Genomic DNA, 23,507 nt, shown 5'->3' with positions numbered 1-23,507 from the left:
TCCGCCCTGGCTTCCGCTGGATCCGCGGCCCCTCTGACCCATATGGGGACATTGATTCGGGGTGAAGCCGCCGCGGAAACGTGCCCTCGAGCGGGCGACGGCTGGGCTGCGGCGACTTCCCAGGAGCGCAGAATGTCAGACCTGGCGGACCCGCGGCCGAACGCGGACCACATCGACCGCTCGGCCGAACCCGCCGTCGAGCGACCGGGCCATGGCGGCGGCCGCCGCGTCCATGCTGCCGGCCTCGCCGATGGCGACCACCCCGGATCCGGCTCCGGAGAGGCACGCGGCGTACGCTCCCGCTTCGATAGCACCAGCGATCGCTTCGTCGACCCCTGGAACGAGGGCCCGGCGAAAGCGCTCGTGGATCCGGTCGACGACGCCGAGGCGAAGCAGCCGCGGATCGCCGGTGCCGAGGCCTTCCAGGAGTAGCGCGAGGCGCCTCGGGTTCTCGATCGCGTCCGCCAGCGGCACCTCGCAGGGCAGGACGGCTCGCGCCTCGTGAGTGAAGAGCGGCGTTCTGGGCCAGGCGACGGCCAGCCCGAGCGAGTCGTGGATCGGGACCTCGACGATGGCCATGTCCCCCGCGGGGTCGCCAGGCGTGGGAACCGCCGCCGTGCAGCCGCCCATGAGGGAGGCCGTCCCGTTGTCGGGATGCCCCTCCAGCTCGAGCGCCAGCGAGATCAGCGCTCTCCTCGCGAGTGGAGTCTCACCGGCGGCTTCGTCTGCCGCCGCCGCGAGCAGGAGCGCCGCCGCGATCGCCGCGCCGCTGCTACCTAAGCCGCGACCGACCGGAATCTCGGATCGGATGTCGATGTGCAAGGGCGGCAACGGGCGCCCTGTGTGCGCTTCGTACTTCGCGAGCGAGCGCAACGCGAGATCCTCCTCGGGGGACCACCCGGGCGAGTAAGGGCCTGCATCGGAAGCTGGACCGTAGGTGACACGGTGCCGTCCTGCTTCTTCCTGCGCCCCCATGGATCCGGTGGCGTCCAAAAAAAGTCCGAGCGCCAGTCCAAGAAAGTCGAACCCAGGACCGAGGTTCGAAGTGGAACCCGGAACGCGCACATGCAGTGGGGGAAGTGGAGGCAAGGCCGGCATGGACCTCGAGTTTACGTGCCCTTCGACGCAGATGCGTATTCAGTGGCCCTTGTAGGATCGCCAAACGCGAGATAGTGTGTGGTCGTCTGATCGGTACATCGCACATGCCGCCAGACTTCGCGCATTGAACTAGCCATCCTCGGGTGGCATTCACGTCCAGGCTTCCGGACCGCAACTCCGGGGCTGCATTTTCAGGAGGGGACACCGCATATGTCCGTCGACTTCACCTGCGATGAGAAGGATCGCTTCTCATCTCGCCTCGCCACCATTCCAGGGATCCGCCCGCTTCCGTCCGTCGGGGACTGGATCCTCCTGGAGGTCACCAAGCCCCAGGAGATTGCCCGCAAAGTCAACCGGCGACTGGAGCCCGGAATCATGAGCGTCCCGCGCGGAATGGAAGGCGCCGTCCGGGTTCACGTGGGGGATCCCAAGGTCAACGAGCAGGTCATCCGAACCCTGCGCGACCTCGTGGCCTGAAGCCAGGCCTGCACGGGGTGAGGCCGCGAGCCGCCTGAACTTACGGGTGGCACGCGCACCGGGTCCCATGTCAGCATGCGCGAATGACTTCCAAGATCATTCGCGCATGCTTCGTTTCCAGCTGGGCCGTGATGGGAATGGCCGCGGCTGCCGCCCAGGATTCTGCGCCCGAGGCGATAGAGGTGGAGATTCGCGCGGCGCCCGCCGATGAGTGGCCCACCAGTCCCGCGATCCCTCCGGGCGACGATACCGTCGACGCGGCGATCGCCGGGGCGGAGCTTCGCGGGCACGTGAAGGCGCTCAGCGACGACTCCCTCCAGGGACGCCCCATGGGCAGCGACGAGAGCCTCGTGGCCGCTCGATACGTCGCGCAGAAGCTCGAGGCGATGGGTTTCCAGCCAGGGGCCAGCGACGGCACCTTCTTCCAGCGCATCGACCTCTTCAAGCTGAACTACACGGCGCCATCCGAGCTGCAGGTCGTGGCGAAGAACGGGGACCGCGCGATCCTGTACTACGGCGGAGAGTTCACGTTCGATTCGTTCTCGGCGGCGATGGGCACCGAGGATCTGCGCTGCGTCTACGTCGAGGACGAGGAGGACCTGCCGGCCGCTGCTGATCCCGGGGTCGCGCTCATCTTCCAGACGTCCTCGGGGAAGGCGCGGCGCTGGCTGCGCGACGCTGGATTCGCGAACGGAGCCGGGTTCGGGATGGTGCTCTACCCACGCGAGGACGGCAAGGTCGGTGAAAAGAGCGTCAAGGCGCCCGGTCGGTTGAGCCCCGTCGCCTCGGCCAAGGGTGGGATCGCCGGCCGCATCGACGGGCCCTGGGGGAACCGAGCCTATGCGGGCGAGCTGGAGACCGTACGGTTCGTCCCTAACGCCGAGATCGAGCGCCGCTTCGACGTCAATGTCGTCGGGTTCCTGCCGGGAGCAGGTACCGAAGAGAACCCCGACCTGAAGAACGAGGTCGTGATGCTCACGGCCCACCGGGATCACATCGGGCTGGCCAGGGTTCGGCCGGGGCAGGAGGTGCCCGACGACATCATCATGAACGGCGCGGACGACGATGCCTCGGGATGCTCCGTCGTGCTAGAAGTCGCCGAAGCTCTCGCCAGCGGCGAGCGTCCCGCCAGGACCGTCATGGTCGTGATCGTGACCGGTGAGGAAGTCGGAATGGTGGGGTCTGGCTACTGGGCGGACTCGCCGACGGTCGACCCTGCGTCCGTCATCTGTGCGCTGAACTTCGAGATGCTCGGCCGCCCCGATCCCATGACCGAAGGCTCCGGGAACATCTGGCTGACCGGCGACGAGCGCTCGAGTCTCGGCCCCGTGCTTCGGGAGCACGGTGTCCAGGTCACGCCCGACGTGCGGCCGGAACAGAACTTCTTCAAGCGCTCCGACAACGTCTCCTTTGCCCGCATCGGCATCGTCTCGCAGACCCTCTCCAGCTTCGGCGGGCATCGCGACTATCACCAGGCCTCGGACGAGTGGGATACGCTCGACTACGAGCACATGGAAAAGGCCGCTGCGATCGCGCTGGCTGCGGTGCGGGATCTCGTCAGCGGAGCGTGGACGCCGAGCTGGAACGAGGGAGAACCGAAGCTCTGAAACCGCTCCGCGGTTCGCTCTTGACCCGGATCCGACTGTTCGTTCTGGGTCAAGAGCGCTATCCTCGGCCGCTCATTGTCTGAAACATATTCCCGAGGGGGGACCCGTGAGTACCGCTGCACCCAAGAAGTCGAACAAGTCCGAAGTCAAGCCGAAGAAGCGCAAGGACGGATCGCCCAAGCGCACCTCGAAGCCCAAGTCCTCGGAGGACCGGAAGGAGGGCAAGAAGCGTGATCGGCGAATGAACGCCAAGAACGCGGACCGCTACGAGCTCTACCAGCGCGCGGTGAACTCGCCGGAGGCCGACGTTCTCTTCATCGAGAAGGCGTACGAGCACTATCGCGGGGAGAAGTTCCCGCTGCACTTCCGGGAGGACTTCTGTGGCACCTCGTCGATGTGCGCGCAGTGGCTCGCCACGGATCGTGAGCGCACGGCCGAGGGCATCGACCTCGATCCCGAGCCGATCGAGTGGGGCAAGAAGCACAACTTCGGCATCGTCTCCGACGGCACCGAGCGGATGCAGTGGCACATCTCGGACGTGCGTGGTCCCGTGGAGCGTGGCCCGAACGGCAAGCGCCCCGACATCACGGCCGCGCAGAACTTCAGCTACTGGTGCTTCAAGGAGCGCAAGGACCTCCTCGCGTACTACCGCGCGGTCCTCGAGGACCTCGCCGATGACGGCATCTTCGTGATGGACATCTACGGCGGCCCCGAGGCCACCGTCGAGCAGGAAGAGGTTCGCTCCCTCGGAAGCGGCATCGAGTACGTCTGGGACCAGCGTGAGTACCAGCCCGGCACCGGCACCTACTTCACCGCGATTCACTTCCGCTTCCGCGACGGATCGGAGATGACGAACGCCTTCGAGTACGAGTGGCGCTATTGGACGCTGAACGAGATCCGCGACGTGCTCTACGAGGTCGGCTTCCAGGACGTCACGACCTGGTTCGAGGGCACCGACCCCGATGACGAGGAAGAGGGCGACGGCAACTTCGAACTCGACCCGATCGGCGAGAACTGCGAGGCCTGGCTCGGGTACATCGTGGCGGCCAAGTAGCGTCCATTCGCGAGGGGCCATTCGCGGCGGAGCCACTCCCGAGGGTGTCACTACTTGGGGGCCAGGACGCGAGCCAGTCCCTATGATGGGGGGAACCGTTTTTCGGAATCCCCCCATGACAAATACAACACCGTCCTCCCCGGCTGGCTCTTCCGCTGGCTCCGCCGCAAGTGGCGGCGAATGGTTCGGCCATCCCCGCGGCCTCTCCACGCTCTTCTTCACCGAGATGTGGGAGAGGTTCTCCTTCTACGGAATGAAGGCGGTCCTGATCCTCTTCATGACCACCGCGGCGGCGGGGGCGAATCCGGGGCTCGGGATCTCGACGGCCGAGGCGGCCGCGATCTACGGCCTGTACACGTTCTTCGTGTACATGCTCTGCCTGCCCGGCGGCTGGGTGGCCGACCGGCTGTGGGGGCAGAAGCGCGCGGTGTTCGTTGGCGGCGTGATCATCATGCTCGGCCACGTGGCGCTTGCGATCCCGTCGAACACGAGCTTCTACATCGGCCTCGCGCTCGTGGTGACCGGCACGGGCCTCCTGAAGCCGAACGTCAGCACGATGGTCGGCGACCTCTACCCCGAGGGCGGTGCGCGACGAGACGCGGGCTTCTCGGTCTTCTACATGGGCATCAACCTCGGCTCTTTCCTCGGCGTGGCCGCGGTCGGCTGGCTGGGTGAGAAGCACAACTTCCACTGGGGCTTCTCGCTAGCGGCGATCGGCATGCTCCTCGGACTGATCCAGTACCGCCTGGGTGCCAAACACCTCGAGGGTGCTGGCGAGATCAAGACGGGTGAGGCGCAGGACGTCCTCGCGGCGCGCGGTCGGAAGTTCTACGCCATCTCCGCCGCCTGCGTCGCGGCGGTCATGGTCTTCGGGTACCTGATGTACAGCGGCGCTATCGGCATCACGATCGGCGGCGTCGCGGCGGTGCTTGGCGCGAGCGTCGCGCTGCTCGCGGTGGCGTACTTCTCGCAGCTGATCCTGTCGGGCCGGGCCACGCTCGGATTCATCGGCGTCGCCGCGATCTCCGCGATCGTCGTGGGCCAGTCCATCGACTCCGCGCCCTTCGTCGACGGAGCGCGTGAGACGCTTCACTCCGAAGCGATCGCCGACCAGCTGGCCGTGCTGCGAGGCGACCAGCAGCTTCTGAAGGATGCGGGGAAGCTGGATGTGGTCCCTGCGGACAGCGTGCTCGAGGCACAGATGGACAGGGCTGCCATTACGGCCAGCGTCGCGGAAACGGCGATCGTGGCCAGGGGCACGCTGGAGCATCGCCTGCGCGCCTATCAGATCGGCATCGGAATCACCGTGCTGCTGTTCCTCTTCCTCTGCGCCTTCAAGTTCCTGCGGCTGCCGAAGGGCGAGGAGATCGACAACAAGCGGCTCTTCGTGATCTTCTGGCTCTTCCTGCTCTCCGCCGTCTTCTGGATGGGCTTCGAGCAAGCGGGGTCGAGCATGAACCTCTTCGCCCGCGACTACACGGACCGGAACTTCTTCGGCAGTCTCCTGCCTGCGAGCTGGCTTCAGAACGTCAACGCGTTCCTGATCATCCTGCTCGCGCCCGTGTTCGGCTTCGTCTGGACCTGGCTGGCGCGCAAGGACGCCAACCCCAGCATCCCCGTGAAGTTCGCCCTCGGCTTGCTCGGACTCGCGACCGGCTTCTTCGTCCTCTCGTGGGGCTCGGCCAACGCAGGCACCGGGACCGGCGAGCAGGTCGGGATGTCCTGGCTCATCGTCACCTACTTCTTCCACACCGTGGGCGAGCTCTGTCTCAGCCCGGTCGGCCTCTCGTCCATCACGAAGCTCGCGCCGCGCGGGCGCACGGGGCAGATGATGGGCGTGTGGTTCATCGGCGCGGCCCTCGGCAACCTGTTCGCGGGCCTCGCGGCAGCGAGCCTCGGCAACCAGGAGCCGACGACGCTCTTCCGGACCGTCTCGATGATCGTGGGCGCGGCGGGCATCATCGCGCTTCTCACCTCGCCGATGGTGAAGCGCCTCACCGGCGACATCGAGTGACGATCCACGTCTGACGGAGAGGCACGTCTGGCCGAGAGGCAAGTCCGGCCCAAACGAAGGAGCCCCGCGCGAACGCTGCCGTTCGCGCGGGGCTCCTTCTTCATTCTCGATCGCTCTCAGCGCCTCGAGATCAGTGCTTGCTGAGGTCCTGGATGTTCTCCACGACGTTCATCTCGTTCACATCGAAGGCCATCGGCGTCGTGATCCCGTACCCGCGCTTGAGCGCGGGGAGCGACACGCGCTGGTGCGGCTCCGGCATCAGCTCGATCCTGTTGTTCTCCGGCGTGTCCTTGTTCTCGATCACGCGGATGAGCACGAGCTGGCGCTCGCCGCTCCACTTCGTCGGGTCGTTCTGGGCCTCTTGCCAGAGCTCTTCCAGGTGCTCCTGGCAGACCTCGCACGTCTGGCGATAAACGACTACGTGGCTGTTCGGGAGGACGGCGCCCTCGGACTGGTCGATGAAGCGAGAAATGTCCGTCTCGTAGAAGTCCTTGCCTTCCCAGGTGTCGGGGCGCAGTTCGAAGAACTCGGGCATCGCCGGATCGGCTTCCACCACGACGTCCTGGATCTGTGGTGCAACAGGCTCCTCGGCGGGCGTTTCCTGGGGGAGTTCGACCACGGGGGTGCCGGGCATCGGATCGGTGGCCATCTCGCTGGCTGCTTGCGCGGTGCTCTCCGGCTTGATCGGGGTCAAGACGCCCATGCCCTCGGTGGCGGCGGCCGGCGTCTCCGCTTTCCCGGTGGGTTCCGTCGAGACCAGCGCGGGGTTCTTCGCGGGCGGCAGCACGGGCGCGGTCAGCTTCATCCAGGGCCCCGCGATCGCCACGGCGAGCAGCGGCAGGTACCCGGCCCAGCCGAGGCCGGACTCCTTCGCTATCCGCCACGGGCGAGAGATGACGATCAGCGCCAGAAGGCCACCGTCGATGGCCATCATCGTCTCGGGCTTCATCGTCACGCTGGATCCGAAGCAGCCACAGGAGGCGGCGCCTTCCTGTACGAGCGGATAGAGGATCGCGAGGAAGGTGCCGTAGGCGCCCACGAGGAAGAGCCAGCCGAGGCGCGGCTTGGCGATCACGAGCCCGACGACGGCCAGCTCGATGATGATCGCTGCGCGCATCGTTTCCCAGTTCGATGCGAACGGAGAGTACTCCGTGACAATCTTCGGCAGGTCGTTCGGGGACCCGTCGAAGAGCTTGTAGAGGGCCCCGACGAGGAGCCAGAGCATCCCTGCGGACAGGGCGAAGCCGGGGAGGGCGGGCGTGTTCTTGGAGTCGGTCACGGTGCTGTTGTGCTTTAGGAGCCGGGGGAGCGTTCGGTGCGGTGGAAGGGTAGCCCGATGAAGACCCCTGGGCAGGGTCTTCGCGCGCGGGGCCTTTTTCGAGGCCCGGTACGGAGCGGGCGAGGACTATACGGGTGCTTTCCGTGGGAAAGGATGACGGACTGTTTCAGAACGCGGCCCGAAGTCGCTCGCGGCGGCCCCAGACCGGGTCGATCACCCAGAGGAAGCTCGTTTCCCGGAGTTCTGCGAGGGCGCCCGCCCCGACCTCTCCGTCGAAGAGGCTGAGTTCCTCGTCCCGCGCGTCCGAACCCAGCACGAGATAGGGCGAACCGTCGCGCAGGCCCGCCGGGATCTCGAACGGGCCGTCAGAGGCGCCATCCCGCGCCCAGAGTCCCGCCGCCTCCGCGCGGTCCCGGATCGACCTCGCGTCCTCGGACCTGGCGAAGCCGCCCACGAAAGCGCGGCCTCCCCAGCTCCATCCGTCGTGCCCGGGACCGAACGGGGCGCCCGGCTGAGACGCCACCGAGAGCATCCCGGCGCCGTTCGCCGCCAGCAGGACGGGCAGGAGCCCGTCGCTCTCCTCGTCGGTCTCCTCGACCGCCCAGCCGGGAAAGCCGATGGGCTCGCCGCGGAGGAAGCGAGCGGTCAGGGTCAGGAGCTCCGCGAAGGACGCGGCCCGCTTCCAGGGCCCGGCTCGCTCCCGGAGATCGTTCGATGCCATGCGCGCCGTCCCTCAGCTCGCCCGGAAGGCGGCCGCGGCCGAGGATCCCTTGGCCCCGGGCGCCTCGAAGGTCCAGCGGGCCGCGGCGGGGAGCAGCGGCGTGGCCTCCTGGCCGCCGCCTGCCCAGCGCGCTTCCCAGGCCGCTCGCGCGATCGGCGTGTGAGAGAAGACGAGCTCCTCCCGATTCAGCGCGACGAGCTCGTAGGTCCGCGCCACGCTGCGCGGCGTCGGGCGCAGGGACCCCTTGCGGTGCAGGTGATAGAGCGCTTCGTCCTGGTACTGGCCGTCCGGCCAGACCACCAGCCCATCGTCCGCGACGTCGTAGGGCATGCGCCGCTCCCCGAGAGCCTGGTCGATCTGCTCGCGGATCAGGTCGACGCCCGCGAGGCGGTAGAAGCCCGAGATGGCGTCGAGTAGGAGCGCGCGGTCAGCGCCGCCCACCGTGGCGGCCCAGCCGACGCGGGGGACGCACGCGAGCAGCCAGCCAGACTGCTCCTCGAAGAGCAGCTGCATCGGCTCGGCCCCGAGTTCAGGGCAACGAAGCTCGACCCGCACGCTGTTCGAAGCGAGCCGTACTCGACCGATCTGGACCTCGTGATTCCACGCAGGAAGCTCGCGTAGCAGCGTGACGAACTCGCTCTCCACGAAGCGAACGACCGCCATGTGGACGTGGTGTAGCTTCGCGAGCGTGCGGCTGCGGGCCACGCTGTGCTGGGCGGCCGCGCGGCGCCGGTCGATGCGGCGGAGCTTGCGGAAGAGTTTGGGGAGCGTGCCGGAGTGAAAGCCCGGCTTCATCAGGCGAATGAAGGACTCGCCGTGGCCGCCGACGACCACGGGGCGGAGCCTGCGGCTCCGGTTCGCCTTGTAGAGGCGCCAGTTGCTCTTGAGCTCCCACGCGATGAACCCGATCACGCCGGGGATCAAGAAGACGGTCGGCCCGACGATGGCGGTCGCTTCCTCCTTGCCGATCGCATCGAAACGGATCAAGAACTCGATCATCGCAGGCGCCATCGGCAGGAGCAGCTTGTGGCTGAGCGTGACGACGGGGAAGTGCTTGATCGGGTTGACCTGGGGCTCGACGAGCAGGTTGACGACGAACCGCGCCACGAACGTGAACACGCTCCAGAAGAGACCGAGGACCGCCTTCACGCCCAGGGCCAGAATGGACTCGCCGCTCTTGAAGCGGAGCCACTCGTCGACCGCGTAGAGCAGGCGCTCGAACAGCTCCAGCATGCGCTTGAACCCGTCCATGATCGCGTCGAAGAGTGCGACGAACAGGTTGATGCGGATGCGGCGCCAGACGGTGTACAGCCACTGCTGTCCGATCTCCTCCACGTCGCGCCCGACGCGGCTGTTGAAGATCACGCTCATCGCGACGAGCACGATGCCCCAGTTGACCGGGGTCTGCTCGGGCATGAACTCCGTCAGCTTCGGGAGCAGGCCGCAGATCAGAGCGGTGGGCACCAGCGGCCACAGGATGAACTTGCGAATCCCGACGGCGAGTCGGCTCCGGAGGATGCTGCGGATGGCGGGCAGCTTGACGAAACGCAGTGGCAGGTCGAAGAGAAGCTGCTTGCCCCCGAGATAGGTCGACTTGATGAGGCCCCACATGAAGCGGCGGAATCCGTCGACGTGAATCAAGAGGAGCGCCGCAAGGCCCATGGAGAGCACGATCTCCATGGTGTGGGAGTGAAGCCAGTGGATGTTCTCGGACCCTTCCTGCGCGAAGATCTCGGCCACGTGGATCGACGCGGCGAAGAGCGTGTAGGCCATGCCGAACGGCAGGAGCACGAAGCGCGTGATGAAGCGGCCAGCGGGGGTGCCGAAGACGAGCGAGGTGCCGCGCTGGAGCCAGCGCAGGTAGAAGTCGCTCCGCTGGTAGACACCATCGAGCGAGCGGGGGAGCGCCTTGTCCGCCTTGAGCAGCCGGTCGCCGCGCACGAACTCTCCCACGCTGGAGAGATCTTCGAGCTTGAGGTGGCTGCGGGAGAGCGCGTCCCGCAGGTGCCCGAGGGTCAGGAAGCCGCCGCGCACGACCTGGTCGAGGAGCTCCTCGACGGTCTTGTTGAAGGCGACGCGCTCCGGAGTGGTCTCGGGGACGAGGCCGACCTCGTTGAGGGTGCCGTGCAGCAGTGGCCGGAGGCGCGTCCGCATCTGGAGTTCGGCGGAGTCAGCGGCCTCGCCCAGGAGGTGGCTCAGGTCGTCGCGCTCGGGGCCCGTGAGCCGCGAGGACACGAGGCGGCGGGTGGCGCTGGCGAGGTGCTTGCTCATGAGCACCTCGCGCTGGTTCGGGAGCTTGCGCCTTAGATTCGTGCGGCCGAGGCGGCGGATCCAGCGCGCGAGGTCGATCCTGGAGGTTTCGCGCTCGTGGTCGACGCAGACGCGCTGGAGGTCGTGGAGGAGTCGCTTGTCCGCGTTCCAGAAGCCGCGGCCCGCGTTACGCGCGAGGCCGACCACGGAGCGGTACCAGCGGGCGCTCGTCGCGTCGTCGAACTCGAGGGCCGTCTGAAGGCGCTCCACGAGGCGGCGGAGATGGGATTCGGCGCCGTCGCAGAGCGAACGCGCCTCGTCGTCGGGGGCGTAGCGAGCCGCAGCGACCGAGAGCAAGGCGGCCGCCACCGAGTTTCCGCGCCCGGCCAGCCGCTCGGCGCGGCGGCGAAGACGCTTTACGGCCCGCGGGCTCTCCTTGGAGGCGGGGGGGACCTTGAGCTTGATCGAGTTCGGGCTGTCGGATGTCAGCCCGGCCTTGGGCGCTCGACCGGTGAGGTGATCCAGCTCCGCGTCGGTCTCGTCGTGACTGGAGCGGTCCTCGCGGCTCACCGCGTCGCCAGCGCCCGCCGGTCGAGTGGCCTCGAGCAACGCTTCCTGATCGAGGTCCTCGTCGAGCAGGCTCTCGACCCGCGCCGGGTCCTGGAGCGAGGGAAAGTAGGCGGGGAGACAGTGGGGGGCGAAGGCGCGGAGTTCTCCGTAGACAGCCGCGAACTCCGAGTAGAGGGCAGGGACGCTGCTGTCCTCGCGCACCATGTTTTCATGGCGCAGCACCTCGCAAACCTCATCGAACTCGGCCTGGCCGAGGCGGTGGATACGCTCTCGGATCTGGCGATGATCGAGCTTGCCGCGCTCGCGGAGGCGCTGGTATCCGAGGTCGATGCGCGCGTGGAACAAAAGGCGCCAGCAGCGATTGAGCAGCGGCTCCAGGCCCATCGCCTCCAGGACCCCGTCTTCGGGCCGCTGGAGGAGGATGGCCTGCTCGGGGAGTTCGATGGAATCATCGCCCATGAACTCGGTGCCGAGTTCGTCCAGTTCGACGTGCCGGATCAGCGTGTTGCGGCGCGCGATCCAGGTCTTGCGATGGGGGATCTGAACGGAGAGCGCAGGGAGGTGCACTTCGGCCTTGATGACCCGACGGAGCACCCGGGGCTCGACGAGGAACGCGCACGGCTCCACCGCACGCACTCGGCGAACGGCCTGGGCCAGGATCTCCTGGGCACGGGGAAGCTCACGGAGGCCCGCGCGAGGCGAGTCTTCGGGGTTCGCGGGATCTGGAAAGGGCGGAAGCTCCATGGGGCACCGCATCATAGGGAGACGGCTCCCCATATCTTCGGGCAGGATCGTGCTTAGGGTTTGGAGATTTTTGACGTCCTCGGTTCGTGACGCCTGGCACGTCGGGCCATCCAGCGATCGCGACGCGCTTCGGGGGGGACCTTTCGATTCGGTTCAAGACTTGGACATGAATGGGTCGAGGTTTTCCCCAGCCCCCCTTCTCGTGATCCCCCGGGCTTCCTCGCCTGCCGATGCAGCGGGGAACCTTCCCCAGACGCCTCCATCCCATGCAATCCAACACGAACGGGCTTCTTCTGGCCTGCCTGCCCATCGGTCTGCTCGCCGCCTGTAGCAGCGGCTCCGATTCCGACCCGAGCCCGGGCTCCATCTCCAGTCTTCTTGCGCCGGAGGGGGTCTCCGTCGTCGACCCCGACACCAGCGCCGTTTCCACGGGCAACGGTTCCTTCCCGAACGCGGGAAACCAGTTCCCTGTCAACTCGGACTACGTGACGGACGCGGCCTCCGTTCGGGTGATCGATCCCTCCATCGAAGCGGTCGACCAGGCCAACAGCATCCTCTGCCAGGTCGGGCTCACGCGGTTCTGGCGCTTCGTCAACGAAGCGCCCTACAGGGCTCAGCTGGACACGGCTCTTTGCGGCGAGGAGCCCGATATCTCTGAATCGGGCACCGTCACGCCACGGATTCACGTGTTCTCGATGGACGTGAATCGGGCGTCGAACGCGGAGCCTCAGCTCGCTTCGCTCTGGCTTCCTATCGATGAGAACGGAAGCCCTGCGATGATCCACGGAGAGCTCGAGGTCAGCGCCTCGCCTTCGCAGGGTGACCGCTATGGTGCGTTCGAGCTGCGCTACGTCGGCATCCCCGACGGTGGGACCGCGGCCGACGCGCTCATGTACGGAATGCTCAAGAGCGAGGAGGGGGACAACGGCTTCCTGTTCCTGGAGGGCTCCGGGGACATCGATGTGCCTGCTACGAACCCAGGCGACTACGCCGAGCGCAGCCAGATGGTGCTGACCTTCAACACCGGGTCGGGCGGCGGGGCCGCGAAGATCACGCGGACCGTGCGCTACCACGACGGAATCGGCGATTCTGGCGCGCTGGAGTCCACGTGGCGAGTCGTCTTCGACGCGGCAAACGTCGTTCGCCAGCTCGATACTGATCCGGCGGTCGCCCTCAGCCGCGGAGACTACGAGAACCACGTGTTCCGCTACAACCTCTACCACAACCAGGGCGCAGACATCGGCCAGCGGGTCGAGCTCAGCTCCGGCATCAGCGTCGAGCTGGACTCAGGCCAGTATGGCTGGGTGGGCTACTACGGAGCCTGGGCGCCGCTCGGGGAGAGCTTCGAGAACGGGGATCAGGTCACGGCCGAGACGGAGTCGGGCGACGTGATCTATGACGTGGTGGCTGCTCCCGGCAAGCTCCGCCGTGTCACTCGAGATACGCTGCTTCTTTCAGAGCTTGGCACGCAGCGCTTCGAATGGTGGGAAGGGCCGTCCCGATTCCAGATCGCCTACAGCGGCACCGAGTGGCAACGCCTGGCCGAGTGGAACGGCAGCACCGAGTCCTGGGACCCCATCATTCCACCGACCCTGATCGACGTGACTGCGGCTGGCGGCTTCATCAGCATGCACAGCCAGTACCTCGGCGGAGTCAACTACGAGGACGGCGACACCGAGATCACCTTCTTCACGGATCGAGTCGTCCTCGGGTCGGATCCTGTGTTCTCCGGCCTCACGGAGCTGGAGCTGTACGCGACGGTCAACGGGCTGAAGTCGGAGATCAGTCTTTCGGACGCGAACGCGGGCAGCGTCTACCTTCCGAACGCGAACGACGTCGCTTCGGCGTATCGCTACGAGTTCGATCCCTCGGATATGACGCTTCGCCTGGACTCTGGCAGCGGAGTGATGGTGGGCGTGGGACTCGCCGCCGGCGTCGAGCCGGATCAGGGCCCGAACACGTGGGGCATGCAGTCCGGACCCCTGGTGACTGCAGCCCAGCGCACGGCCATGACCAGCATCTACGACGTCTTCAACGAAGATGAGTTCTACTTCTACGAGACAGGCCACAACGAGTGGAACAAGTTCATCGGCCTCACGGATGCCGGCGGTGACTTCCTGGAGTTCGATCCGCCGCTCGACGTGCTCTACACGCACTCGACGGCCAACGACATGAACGATGACCCGACCTACGACGGTCAGCAGATCCTGCTCAACTACAACGGGCCGGGCCGCCTCTTCGGCATCCCGGGCTCGCCGGTCGACCTGGGCGGCGAAGGTCAGTGGTGGTTCCCGAACTTCTCGCTGAAGGACGGCACGGTCATCGGCGCCAACTCCGAGTACATCGTGCGGGCGCTCGGCGTCGAGCAGACCCTCGTGGTGGATCCGGGCGGGGCGACCCAGCTGGACATCACGGATGCTGACGCGCTGGTGGTGCCGGAGCTGAGTCTCTACGTGATGCCTGCGATCACGGTTCCGCCTACGATCACCGGCCCGCCCGCGGTCGTCGACGGCGTGATCCAGTAGCGATGGGCGTCGGTACCGTACCTGCTACGGTACCGACGCGCTCTCTCAGTTGTCCCCGTCCGACGAGTCGCCCTCCTGGCTCCCGTCGTCTTCGGCCGCGGCCTCGCCGGCCACGTCAGGCGACTTGCGCTTCATCCTCTGGGCTTCGTCCTGGGCCTCCTTCATCGGGTTGCCTCGCCCGCCGCGCTCTCGGTTCGGGGTCAGGCGGAGTCGGCCATCGCCGATCTCCTGGGGCCAGACGTTGTCGGACGTATCGGCATCTGCGGTCTCGCTATGCGGGTCCAGCACGATCTTGGTGACGTCCTTGTCGGCCACGATCAGCTTCGTCACCGTGGCCGCGTTCGAGCGCCAGATCTCGGCCGGGACGCGCACCTCCTGGGTCGTGCCATCGGCGAAGTGCGCTTCGAGGATCACCGGCATCGGCAGGCCGCCCTGATTCTCCAGCTCGACCGTGATGAAGCGGGTCTCGCTCTCCAGCATGGCCTTCTCCTCGTCCGAACGCTTCCCGAGGAACTCCTCGTAGGTACGGATGTCTTTCGCCGTGATGTCGAGTTCGTCGTAGGTGTTGTAGAAGTCGAGCAGGGCCGGGTAGCGCTCGACGTACTTCGGAAGGTCGGCGTTGCGAGCATCCGACAGGGTCACGGGGCGAGCGTCACGCTTCTGGCGGCGGAGTTCCTTCTCGACTTCCGGGTTCTGCGTGTCGACGCGGTACTGCTTGACCCCGAGGATCGCGATGTCCGTGTGCTCGGTCGTGAAGAACCAGCCGCGCCAGAACCAGTCGAGGTCCACGCCGCTCGCGTCTTCCATGGTGCGGAACAAATCCGCGGGCTCGGGGCGCTTGAACATCCAGCGGCGGCTGTACTCCTTGAACGCGAAGTCGAAGAGCTCTCGGCCCATCACGGTCTCACGTAGCACGTTGAGCGCCGTCGCGGGCTTCCCGTAGGCGTTGTTGCCGAACTGCAGGATGCTCTCCGAGTTCGTCATGATCGGGACCTGGGCCTCGCTCGTCATGTAGCGCGCCATGTTCGCGGGATCGCCGCGACGGGACGGGTAGTCGTCCTGCCACTCCGACTCGGCGAGGAACTGGCAGAAGGTGTTGAGGCCCTCGTCCATCCACGTCCACTGGCGCTCGTCGGAGTTCACGATCATCGGGAACCAGTTGTGCCCGACCTCGTGGATGATCACCGAGATGAGTCCGTGCTTCGTGCCCTCCGAGTAGGTGCCGTCCTTCTCCGGGCGCGGCCCGTTGAAGCAGATCATCGGGTACTCCATGCCGCCGACCGGGCCGTTCACCGAGATGGCGACCGGGTAGGGGTAGGGGAACGTGAACTTGCCGTAGACGTCGAGCGTCTGGATGATCGAGTGGGTGGAGTAGCGGCTCCAGAGCGGCTCGCCCTCCTTCGGCCAGTAGGACATCGCCCACACAGGATCGCCCTCGGCGCCCTGGTGGAGCTTGGCGTCCCAGAGGAACTTGCGGGACGAGGCCCATGCGAAGTCGCGGACGTTCTGTGCCGCGAAGGTCCAGGTCTTCGTTCCGGTCGGGGCCGTGGTCTCGTTGGCGGCGGCCTCGTCCTTCGTGATGATGAGGACCGGTTCGTCGGAGGTCTTCGCCGTTTCCAGGCGCTCGATCCACTCGGGCTTCAGGACCGCTTCCGGGTTCTGCAGCACGCCGGTCGAGGCGACGACATGGTCGTCGGGCACGGTGATGGCGACGACGTAGTTGCCGAACTCCAGCGTGAATTCGCCGCGGCCCAGGAACTCCTTGTTCTGCCAGCCCATGTAGTCCGTGTACGCGCAGAGCCGCGGGAACCACTGGGCCATCTCGTAGAGGTAGTTGCCGTCCTCTTCGAAGAACTCGACGCCGGTCCGGCCGCCGATGGTCTTGCTGGGGTTGACCTTGTGCTGCCAGTCGAGGGAGAACTCGAAGGTCTCACCGGACTTCAGCGGCTTCGGCAGATCGATGCGCATCGTCGTGTTGACGACCGTGTGCGCGAGATCGTTGCCGAAGAGGTCGCGGACGTTCTTGATCTTGGCGCCGCCGTCGAAGGTCGCGCGCTCCATCATCGCCTTGAGTCCATCGAAGCTCATGCCGCTGTCGAGGTTCGGCGCCAGCGACGTCGCGACCGCATGGGCCTCGGGCGTGTAGAGGTTCGGCTCCACGAGCAGCCAGAGGTAGCGCAACTCGTCGGGGGAGTTGTTGTGGTAGGTGATCGCCTCGGAGCCGTTGATCGTCTGGGTCTCGTCGTCGAGCGCGACGTCGATGCGGTAGTCGACCTGCTGCTGCCAGTACTCGTGGCCCGGCGCGCCGGACGCGGTCCGGTACACGTTGGGCGTCGGTAGCTCGGCGCGCAGCTGGGCAAAGCGGTCGATCCTGCCATCGCCGCCTGCGCCAGCGGTGTAGCTGAGCGCGAGTGTCGCCGCTCCGAGGAGGACGAGGCCTGGGAAGCGGAAGGAGGATTCGCTGGAGAGTCGCATCGTGCGTTTGGCTGAAATACGGATCGGAAAGCCAGAAGGGCATTCGGAGGGCAGTCGGCGGAGAGTCGGCGCCGCCAGAAGTGTACGGCGGCCGGCTTCCTCGGTCCCTATCGGTCCCTTCCCCTCCGGGCAGGACTCTCAGCGTGATCCAGCTTGTTCGAAGCACGTACACCATCGCCCTTACATGGACGATACGCCGACGCCTTCACCTCGCCCGGTTGTGCTCACCGGATCTTGGTGCGCAGCAGATAGGAACTGGGCTGGAGCGCGTCCCCGAAGCCCCAGAGAGGAACGCCGATCATCTTGTCACCGTTCTGGTGATCCATGCGGACGTTGACGGGGCGGTCGATCGCCTGAGCGGGGTTGTCCTCGTCCGCCACGATGAGTCGCACCTGGAGCCACGATACGTCGACGAAGTACCAGGTCCCGTTGCTGTACTCCCACTTCGTGACGCGCTTCCAGGTGTCGGAGGGAATGCGGACCGCGAGAAGCTCGAAGTCCGATTGCTGGTGCTTCCAGCCATCGGTCGCGATCGCGACGACGGCGTCCCGATCGGCGCCGCGGTAGCCGTCCGCAGGCAGCGGGTTCTCGCGGATGATCAGCTCCTTCAGCGAGTCCGCTTGCTTCGCCAGGCCGGCCTTCAGGGCCTCGACATGCGCGAGGGTCTCCGCGCCCTTCACGGGATCGAGGGCCATGAGAAGCGACAGCTTGTCGTCGATGAAGCCGACCTGCTGGGGGATTCCGCCCGTGAACCACATCGGCTTCTGGTTCGCCACCGCCTCACCGGCGACGCGTTCGACCTCGGCGATGTCCTTCTCGATCTCCGCAGGCAGCGCACGGCTTACTTCGGCAGCGCCCGTGAGGAATGCGGCGCGCGCTTCCTCGAGGTTCTCGCAGCTGCTCTTGACGGCGCGGCCCTCGGGCGTGTCCTGCTGGACGAGCCGCGCGTACGCGGCTTCGATGCGCTTGCACTCGGCGAGCGCGGCGTCGCTCTGCTGGAACGCATCCGCGGCCGCGGCGCGGTTCTGTCGGAACTGCATCGCAGGGTCCCGATAGGCGGAGCTCAGGTCGCGGAGCCGCTCGAGGTCCGTCTGAAGCGACGGATAGGCCGTCGGGTCAACGAGCTGCGCAAGCTTCTCGTTCAGCGGCTGAAAGTAGGCCATGCACGAGTTCAGGCTTTCCCTGGCGGTCGCGAGCCGCTTCTTGGCTTCCGCCACTCCCTCGCCGTTGGCCGGGATCTTCTCGAAGCCCGCCTGAACGAAGCCAGCCTGGCGCAGGGTCTCCTTGCCGAGTTCGAGGGCAGCGCCGGTCACGCGGTGACTGACGCTCAGCTGGTCCTCGAGGGGCCGGCACTCGGCCATGCTCGCGGCGAGCTTCGCCGTGTCCTGTTCGACGCGGTTGAGCGTGAAGAGGGTGTTCTTGAAGGTGTCCGCGTGCGGATAGCCCAGCTTCACGGTGGCCGGAGGGGTCGGCGCGGGGGCCGGAGCCGGTACGGGTACGGGTGCGGGCTGGTCCGGCTTCGGTGGATCCTTTGGAGCTGGTGTTGGGACAGGCGTCGGCTGGGGCTTCGGCTGGGGCTTCGGTGCAGGAGGAGCGCCCGTCAGAATGCCGTCAAGCTTCTCGTACAGCGCCTCCGCTGCCGCGAAGCGAGCCTTCGCCTCCGTCACGCCCACGCCATCCTTGAGCGCGGCCACGAGCTTCCCGGCCACCTCCACGTCAGCGTGCGCCATGTCGAGCCTCATCCGGCTGAGCTTGGCCGCCGACCCCTTCGGCGGTGCCGTCAGGTGCCCGATGCTTCCGTCGACGAGCTGGAGGTTGGCTTCCGCCCTCTTCAGGGCGGAGTTGACGCCCTCCACATCCCCGAGAGAGGCCGACCGCGCCGGCGCCGCCGCCGTGAGGGAGCCGATCAAGAACAGGAAGAGGAGCGCGCGAAGCGGTGAAAACAAGGAGGCCATGGGGTGGTCCGTGACGGGAAACCGGAGAGTTTCTTCGGAGAGTGCCACCCACTCCAGTGTGAGCAGCTACCGAAGGGAAGCCTGCCGAGCTGCCCGAGAGACCACCGTGAAGGTCAAGAAAATCGACGGCGTGGCACGTCAGGCGACACCGTCGATGACCGATTCACTGACCGCGGCCGCGGCCACCGCCGGCGTTCCCGCCGGGGTTGTTGCCGCCGCCGGTGTTGCCACCGCGTCCGCCGCCGCCTCGACCCCAGCCCTGGTCGTTGCTGTCCGAAGCCTCGTAGGTCTCGTACTGGGAGGGCGTCAGCACGCCCTTGATCTGGTTCGTCGTCGAATCACGCAGGTCCACCCAGAGCGCCCTCACGTCTTCCCGCGAGCCGCCTCCGTCGCGCATCTCCATCATCTTGTCCCGGAGTTCGGTCCGCTTCTGGTCCTGTTCCTGGTAGATCGTGCGCATGGAGTTGACCTGGCCCTGGTCCAGGCCCAGCTCGGACTGAAGCTTCGCGAGTCGATCCTCCAGACGCTTCTCTTCGGCCACGGCGCGCTCTTGCTCACGCTCCAGGCGGCGGCGCTCCTCGCGCATCTCGATCACGGCTTCCACCGCTTGCTCGAGCTTGGGCGTGGCAGCGATCGCTGCGCCGTCATCCATGTCGGCGAGCACGTTGCGGACGGCGTCTTCCAGCACGGTCTCGGGCGCGACCGCCGAGATGCGCTCGGCCGGCTTTCCGACCGGGACCATCTCGGAGTTCGCCTCGAGGCTCTCGATACGGTCGAGCAGCGTGTTGTACGACTGCTCCATGTTGTCGAGCTTCGCGAGAACCTCCGAGTTGTCGCGGAGGACGCCCGAAGCGGCGGATTCCTGGGCCGGAGGCGTGACCAGGAGGGTCGTCGCAGCGGCGCCAACGCCACCCGCCACGAGGCTGGCAATCAGAACGAGAGGAAGTGGATTCGACATGGTGATCAGGGGGTCAGGAGTGCCCTAGAGGGCGGGTGAACAGGTGTTTCAATGGGGCGCGACAGGGGCGCGATGGGAGGGTGCATTCGACGGATCGCGTCACTCTCCGTCCGAGGCCTTGCGCGCCTCGATCTTCATGGAGGCGGTCATCTCCGTCTCGACGACGCGCGACATCTCGAACGATCCCCGCTCGGAATCCATGGACGTCTCGGTGGAGAGCTCGAACGAGCCTTTCGCTTCGAACATGACGGGTCGCGCTTCTTCCATGCAGAAGAGCAGCTCGGCCTCGAACTCGCCGCTGTAGCTGCTCTCCGACTCCACGCCTTCGCGGCCGCCGCCGCCGGCCTCGGGCTCGCCCTCGACCTCGGCCGCGATCGTGATCACGGCGCAGGCGACTCCATCGACCTCGCGCGTCTCGTCGGTGAGCGTCGCGGTGATTTCCCAGTCGCCGCCGGCGAGCATCGCGCCGCCGCCACCGCCGCCGCCGCGCTGCCAGCCGCCGCGCCCGCGTCGACCGCCGCCGCCGCCTTCGCCGCCGCGACCACCGCCGCCCTCGCGCTCGGGGCGATCGATGAGCTTCGCCTGTGCCCCGACGCCCATGGCGGCCAGGAACGCGGTGCCCTCGATCTCCCACTCGCCGCCGACCTCGACCGCTTCCTTCGGAAGCAGCCCGTCGAGCGGCAGGCGCAGCGCGTGTCCCTCGAGGCGATCGCCGTCGGGTGCTTCGCCGTCGGTCACCTCGACCTCCACCCCGTCATCGCCCTGGCTGAGCGTGATCGTGAGGCCTTCGAAGGCAGACTCGAGGCTGCGCTCGACGGGACCGTCGCGGCCCTCCATCTCCATGTCGCCGCCGACCGATTCGAATTCGCGCTGGACCTTCGTCGGGGCTCCGTCGGAGGCTGCGAGCACGGTATCCGTGTAGCTGAGTTCGAAGGACTGCGTGCTGCCTCCGCCCCCGCGCCCCGACATGTCGGCGGGCTCGCCGTCTCGGATCATCTCCATCTTCACGGTCTCGGAGGTGGAGCTGGTCGAGCAAGTGACGTCGAAGATGAGGTCCTTCTCGTAGGTCGTGCTGAGCCCGTCGAAGAGCCTGGTCGCGCCGAAGCCGAGCGCCGCCAGGGCGCTGCCTGCGACGAAGAGCCCGATGGCGCGACGCGAACCCCATCCATGGGAGCGCGGATCGAGGGAGGGACGCTGATTGGTGAGGAAGATCATCGGTGACAGTGCTTTCTAGGCGTTCGGGTAGGGGGTCCAAGGCGTGGGCAGCGGGTCGGCGGACAAGGTCCATCGGGCGCCGCCCACGCTCGGTTATGTGCCACTGAAACGGGCTTGTCGACGGTTAGTTTCGATCCGATCTCGCCCCTGGCGCATGCGGTTGCAGACGTGTTGGGAACGGGAGATCTGGACCGACGTTCAGGCCGCAACCTGGCCCTTACTTGAGCGAGCGGCGGACCAGAGCGAGACGGGTGCGACTCACCGGCACGCTCGCGCCGCCCCGCATGCGGATCTGCCCGGTCCCCGACGTGGCGCTCTTCAGTCCGTGGATCTGGTCGGTCGCCACGATGGCGGAGCGATGGACGCGCATGAATCGTGCGCTCGGGAGGCGCTTCTCCAGGTGCCCCATCGATGCGCGCATGAGCTCTTCTCGACCATCCTTGAGGTGGATGCGCACGTACTGGTCGGCCGACTCCACCCACTCGATGTCCTCGAACGGCACGAGCACGAGCGAGCCGCCGCGGTGAATGGCGAGGCGATCCTCTCCCTGTTCGCTCAGGACACCTTGCAGGCGCTCCTCGTTCGGACCGGGGCCCTCTTCGCGGCGCCGCTCCAGCGCTCGATCCAGGGCGACCCGGAAGCGCTCGTCGTCGAACGGTTTGAGCAGGTAGTCGACGGCGTGCAGCGCGAAGGCCTCGACCGCGTGATCGTCATGGGCCGTGGCGAAGATCACGAGCGGGCGGTTCTCCGGCGGCAGCACGCTGACCACCTCGAGCCCGGTCGCGCCCGGCATCTGCACGTCCAGGATCAGGAGTTCGGGGCCCAGAAGGAGCGTCTGCTCCACCGCCGTTTCTCCGTCGCTGCAGGCAGCGACGAGCTCGAGGTCCGGATGGCCGCGCACGAGCTCCTCCAGGGTGGAAAGGGCGTTTCTCTCGTCGTCCGCAACGAGCACGCGCATGCGGCTGGGGTCTCCTTGCGTCATTCCGATTCCGCCTCGCCGTCGAGGTGATCCAGGGGGCCGTCGATGTCATCCAGGGGAAGGGTGAGCCGCGCCCGCGTTCCAGCGCTGCCCGCCGGCATCGATCCGACCTCGAGCGTGGCTGCCCCGCCGAAGAGCGCCTCGAGGCGCTGGGTCACGTGGGAGATCCCCACGCCCGCGTGTCCGGCTCTCGGCGCGTAGCCGGGGCCGTCGTCCTCGACGTCGAGGATCAGCCGAACGCCGTCCTCCGCCCGCGCTCGCAGCAGGACGGAGCCTCCGCCCGAACGAGATGCGACCGCGTGCTTGATCGCATTCTCGACCAGCGGCTGCGCGATGAACGTCGGCACCTCCGCCGGCAGGAGTTCCGGGGGCACGTCGATCGTGATCTTGAGCCGATCGCCGAGGCGCAGCGTCTCGACGTCCAGATAGCGCCGGATCAGCTCGATCTCGCGCTCCAGCGGGACGAACTGCTCCGGTTCGGCGTCGAGGCTCGTGCGCAGCAGATCCCCGATCGACGCGAGGGCGGTCAGCGCGTCGTCGCCGCGCGACGTTCGGATGAGGCCTCCGACGGAGTGCAGCGAATTGAAGAGGAAGTGCGGGTGAAGCTGGCCCTTGAGCGCGTCGAGCCGAGCGCGGCTCAGGTCCGACTCGAGGCGTGCGGCATGACGCTCCTGCAGTCTGCCGTTCAGGAAGGCTCGGATGCCGAGCCCGATGCCGATCAACGAGAAGTACACGAGTGCGTAGCGCGGAACCCGGAGCGGCCAGCGGCGCTCGAAGTCCGCGCGCAGGTCGCCGGTCGAGATGTTGAAGCTCGCGACCCGGCGCATCCAGCGTCGCCTGCTCATCGGGCCAGTGGGAGGCCTGCCGGGTGGCCGATTGGCGAAGCCGTTGTCGGAAGAACGCCCTTCCTCGATGGGTCGGTCGGGCGGACTCGTTCCCGGTTCGGCTGCCGCCAGGTCTCCTTCCCCCGGAGTCCTTCCGTCTCGTCGTCTCCTGGAGTCGCGCTCGCCGTCGCCGCGCTCCTCGCTCCAGCGGACGCCCCGCGCGAAGGACGCCGTTTCCTCCGCGGTCTGCCCCGCTTCGATGACCGCGATCTCCGCGCAGAGGAACGCGGCGCCGACGATCGTGGCCAAGATGAGGTGCGCCAGCACGAGCAGCGGCCAGTGGGAGATGAAGCGGCCCATGCGGATCGCCACCCAGAGAAGCGGCGGGGTCACCACCGCCCAGAGCGTCCAGAGCAGCCCCTGGCGCCAGAGCACATCGACATCTCGTTCGTCCATGCCGCCGGCGCTGACCAGCTCGATCTCCCCGATGGAGGTGGCGAGGGTCGCCAGCAGGATCGCGACGATCGCCAGCAGGGCGAGGCGAATCGGGCTGGAGAGCCACAGCTCCACGTCCGCCGCGGGGTGCGCGCCGAGGGGCGCGCACCCGCTGGCCGTCGTGGTGGCCGTCGAGGTGCCAGGCATGGAGGATGGCTCGGGATGCGGGTTCAAGATCCGCGCAGTATCCCATGTGTGAGGCCCCCGGGGCACGGCGATTCCCAACGCGAGCAAGTCCGTCTGCGACACGTATCCGGAATGGAGGGT

General features: G+C 67.1%; 15 protein-coding genes. 5 read left to right on the top strand and 10 right to left on the bottom strand.

The features are described from left to right. Positions 1 to 135: 135 nt before the first annotated feature. Positions 136 to 1,089: a homoserine kinase gene (gene thrB, locus Poly30_RS16140; protein WP_419190253.1), complete on the bottom strand. Its 954-nt coding sequence runs from the start codon at positions 1,087 to 1,089 to the stop codon at positions 136 to 138. A 219-nt stretch (positions 1,090 to 1,308) separates the two neighbouring features. Between thrB and Poly30_RS16135 the strand changes: the two genes are divergently transcribed. From Poly30_RS16135 to Poly30_RS28545, 4 genes are all read left to right on the top strand, one after another. After that, the gene (locus Poly30_RS16135; protein WP_145199244.1) at positions 1,309 to 1,575 is read left to right on the top strand and encodes a hypothetical protein; all 267 of its coding nucleotides are present in this window, start codon (positions 1,309 to 1,311) and stop codon (positions 1,573 to 1,575) included. 83 nt (positions 1,576 to 1,658) lie between these two features. After that, a complete protein-coding gene (locus Poly30_RS16130; protein ID WP_145199241.1) occupies positions 1,659 to 3,182 on the top strand; it encodes a M28 family peptidase in 1,524 nt (507 codons plus the stop codon). Between the two features lie 106 nt (positions 3,183 to 3,288). Further along, positions 3,289 to 4,236, top strand: coding sequence for a class I SAM-dependent methyltransferase (locus Poly30_RS16125; protein WP_145199238.1), 948 nt, complete (start codon positions 3,289 to 3,291; stop codon positions 4,234 to 4,236). A gap of 115 nt (positions 4,237 to 4,351) precedes the next feature. Continuing rightward, positions 4,352 to 6,250, top strand: coding sequence for a peptide MFS transporter (locus Poly30_RS28545; RefSeq protein ID WP_419190252.1), 1,899 nt, complete (start codon positions 4,352 to 4,354; stop codon positions 6,248 to 6,250). Between the two features lie 130 nt (positions 6,251 to 6,380). On the opposite strand, the gene Poly30_RS16110 is transcribed toward Poly30_RS28545, so the two are convergent. The 3 genes from Poly30_RS16110 to Poly30_RS16100 all read right to left on the bottom strand — a co-directional run bounded on the left by Poly30_RS16110 (position 6,381) and on the right by Poly30_RS16100 (position 11,814). After that, positions 6,381 to 7,529: a MauE/DoxX family redox-associated membrane protein gene (locus tag Poly30_RS16110; protein ID WP_145199235.1), complete on the bottom strand. Its 1,149-nt coding sequence runs from the start codon at positions 7,527 to 7,529 to the stop codon at positions 6,381 to 6,383. 166 nt (positions 7,530 to 7,695) lie between these two features. Further along, a complete protein-coding gene (locus tag Poly30_RS16105) occupies positions 7,696 to 8,250 on the bottom strand; it encodes a DUF6919 domain-containing protein (RefSeq protein WP_145199232.1) in 555 nt (184 codons plus the stop codon). A 12-nt stretch (positions 8,251 to 8,262) separates the two neighbouring features. After that, positions 8,263 to 11,814 carry a hypothetical protein gene (locus Poly30_RS16100; RefSeq protein WP_145199229.1) on the bottom strand — a complete coding sequence of 1,184 codons (3,552 nt, stop codon included), beginning with the start codon at positions 11,812 to 11,814 and terminating at the stop codon, positions 8,263 to 8,265. Positions 11,815 to 12,080: 266 nt separating this feature from the next. Between Poly30_RS16100 and Poly30_RS16095 the strand changes: the two genes are divergently transcribed. Then, on the top strand, positions 12,081 to 14,339 hold the full coding sequence (locus Poly30_RS16095) for a hypothetical protein (RefSeq protein WP_145199225.1): 2,259 nt from the start codon (positions 12,081 to 12,083) through the stop codon (positions 14,337 to 14,339). A gap of 45 nt (positions 14,340 to 14,384) precedes the next feature. On the opposite strand, the gene Poly30_RS16090 is transcribed toward Poly30_RS16095, so the two are convergent. The 6 genes from Poly30_RS16090 to Poly30_RS16065 form a co-directional block, all read right to left on the bottom strand. After that, positions 14,385 to 16,814 carry a M1 family metallopeptidase gene (locus Poly30_RS16090; protein WP_145199223.1) on the bottom strand — a complete coding sequence of 810 codons (2,430 nt, stop codon included), beginning with the start codon at positions 16,812 to 16,814 and terminating at the stop codon, positions 14,385 to 14,387. A gap of 224 nt (positions 16,815 to 17,038) precedes the next feature. After that, positions 17,039 to 18,817 (bottom strand): hypothetical protein, encoded by a 1,779-nt coding sequence (locus Poly30_RS16085; RefSeq protein ID WP_145199220.1) that lies wholly within the window; start codon positions 18,815 to 18,817, stop codon positions 17,039 to 17,041. A gap of 115 nt (positions 18,818 to 18,932) precedes the next feature. After that, the gene (locus Poly30_RS16080) at positions 18,933 to 19,727 is read right to left on the bottom strand and encodes a hypothetical protein (RefSeq protein WP_145199217.1); all 795 of its coding nucleotides are present in this window, start codon (positions 19,725 to 19,727) and stop codon (positions 18,933 to 18,935) included. Positions 19,728 to 19,826: 99 nt separating this feature from the next. Further along, a complete protein-coding gene (locus tag Poly30_RS16075) occupies positions 19,827 to 20,942 on the bottom strand; it encodes a hypothetical protein (RefSeq protein WP_145199214.1) in 1,116 nt (371 codons plus the stop codon). 217 nt (positions 20,943 to 21,159) lie between these two features. Continuing rightward, positions 21,160 to 21,900, bottom strand: a complete 741-nt coding sequence (locus tag Poly30_RS16070) for a LytR/AlgR family response regulator transcription factor (protein WP_419190251.1) — start codon at positions 21,898 to 21,900, stop codon at positions 21,160 to 21,162. Positions 21,901 to 21,920: 20 nt separating this feature from the next. Then, complete coding sequence (locus Poly30_RS16065) at positions 21,921 to 23,387, bottom strand: sensor histidine kinase (RefSeq protein WP_145199207.1); 1,467 nt, start codon at positions 23,385 to 23,387, stop codon at positions 21,921 to 21,923. Between the last annotated feature and the right edge of the window lie 120 nt (positions 23,388 to 23,507).

Source organism: Saltatorellus ferox (genome assembly GCA_007751475.1).
GTDB lineage: Bacteria > Planctomycetota > UBA1135 > UBA1135.
The sequence above is the reverse complement of the archived record's forward strand: the minus strand, read 5'-3'. Positions and strand labels throughout refer to the sequence as shown.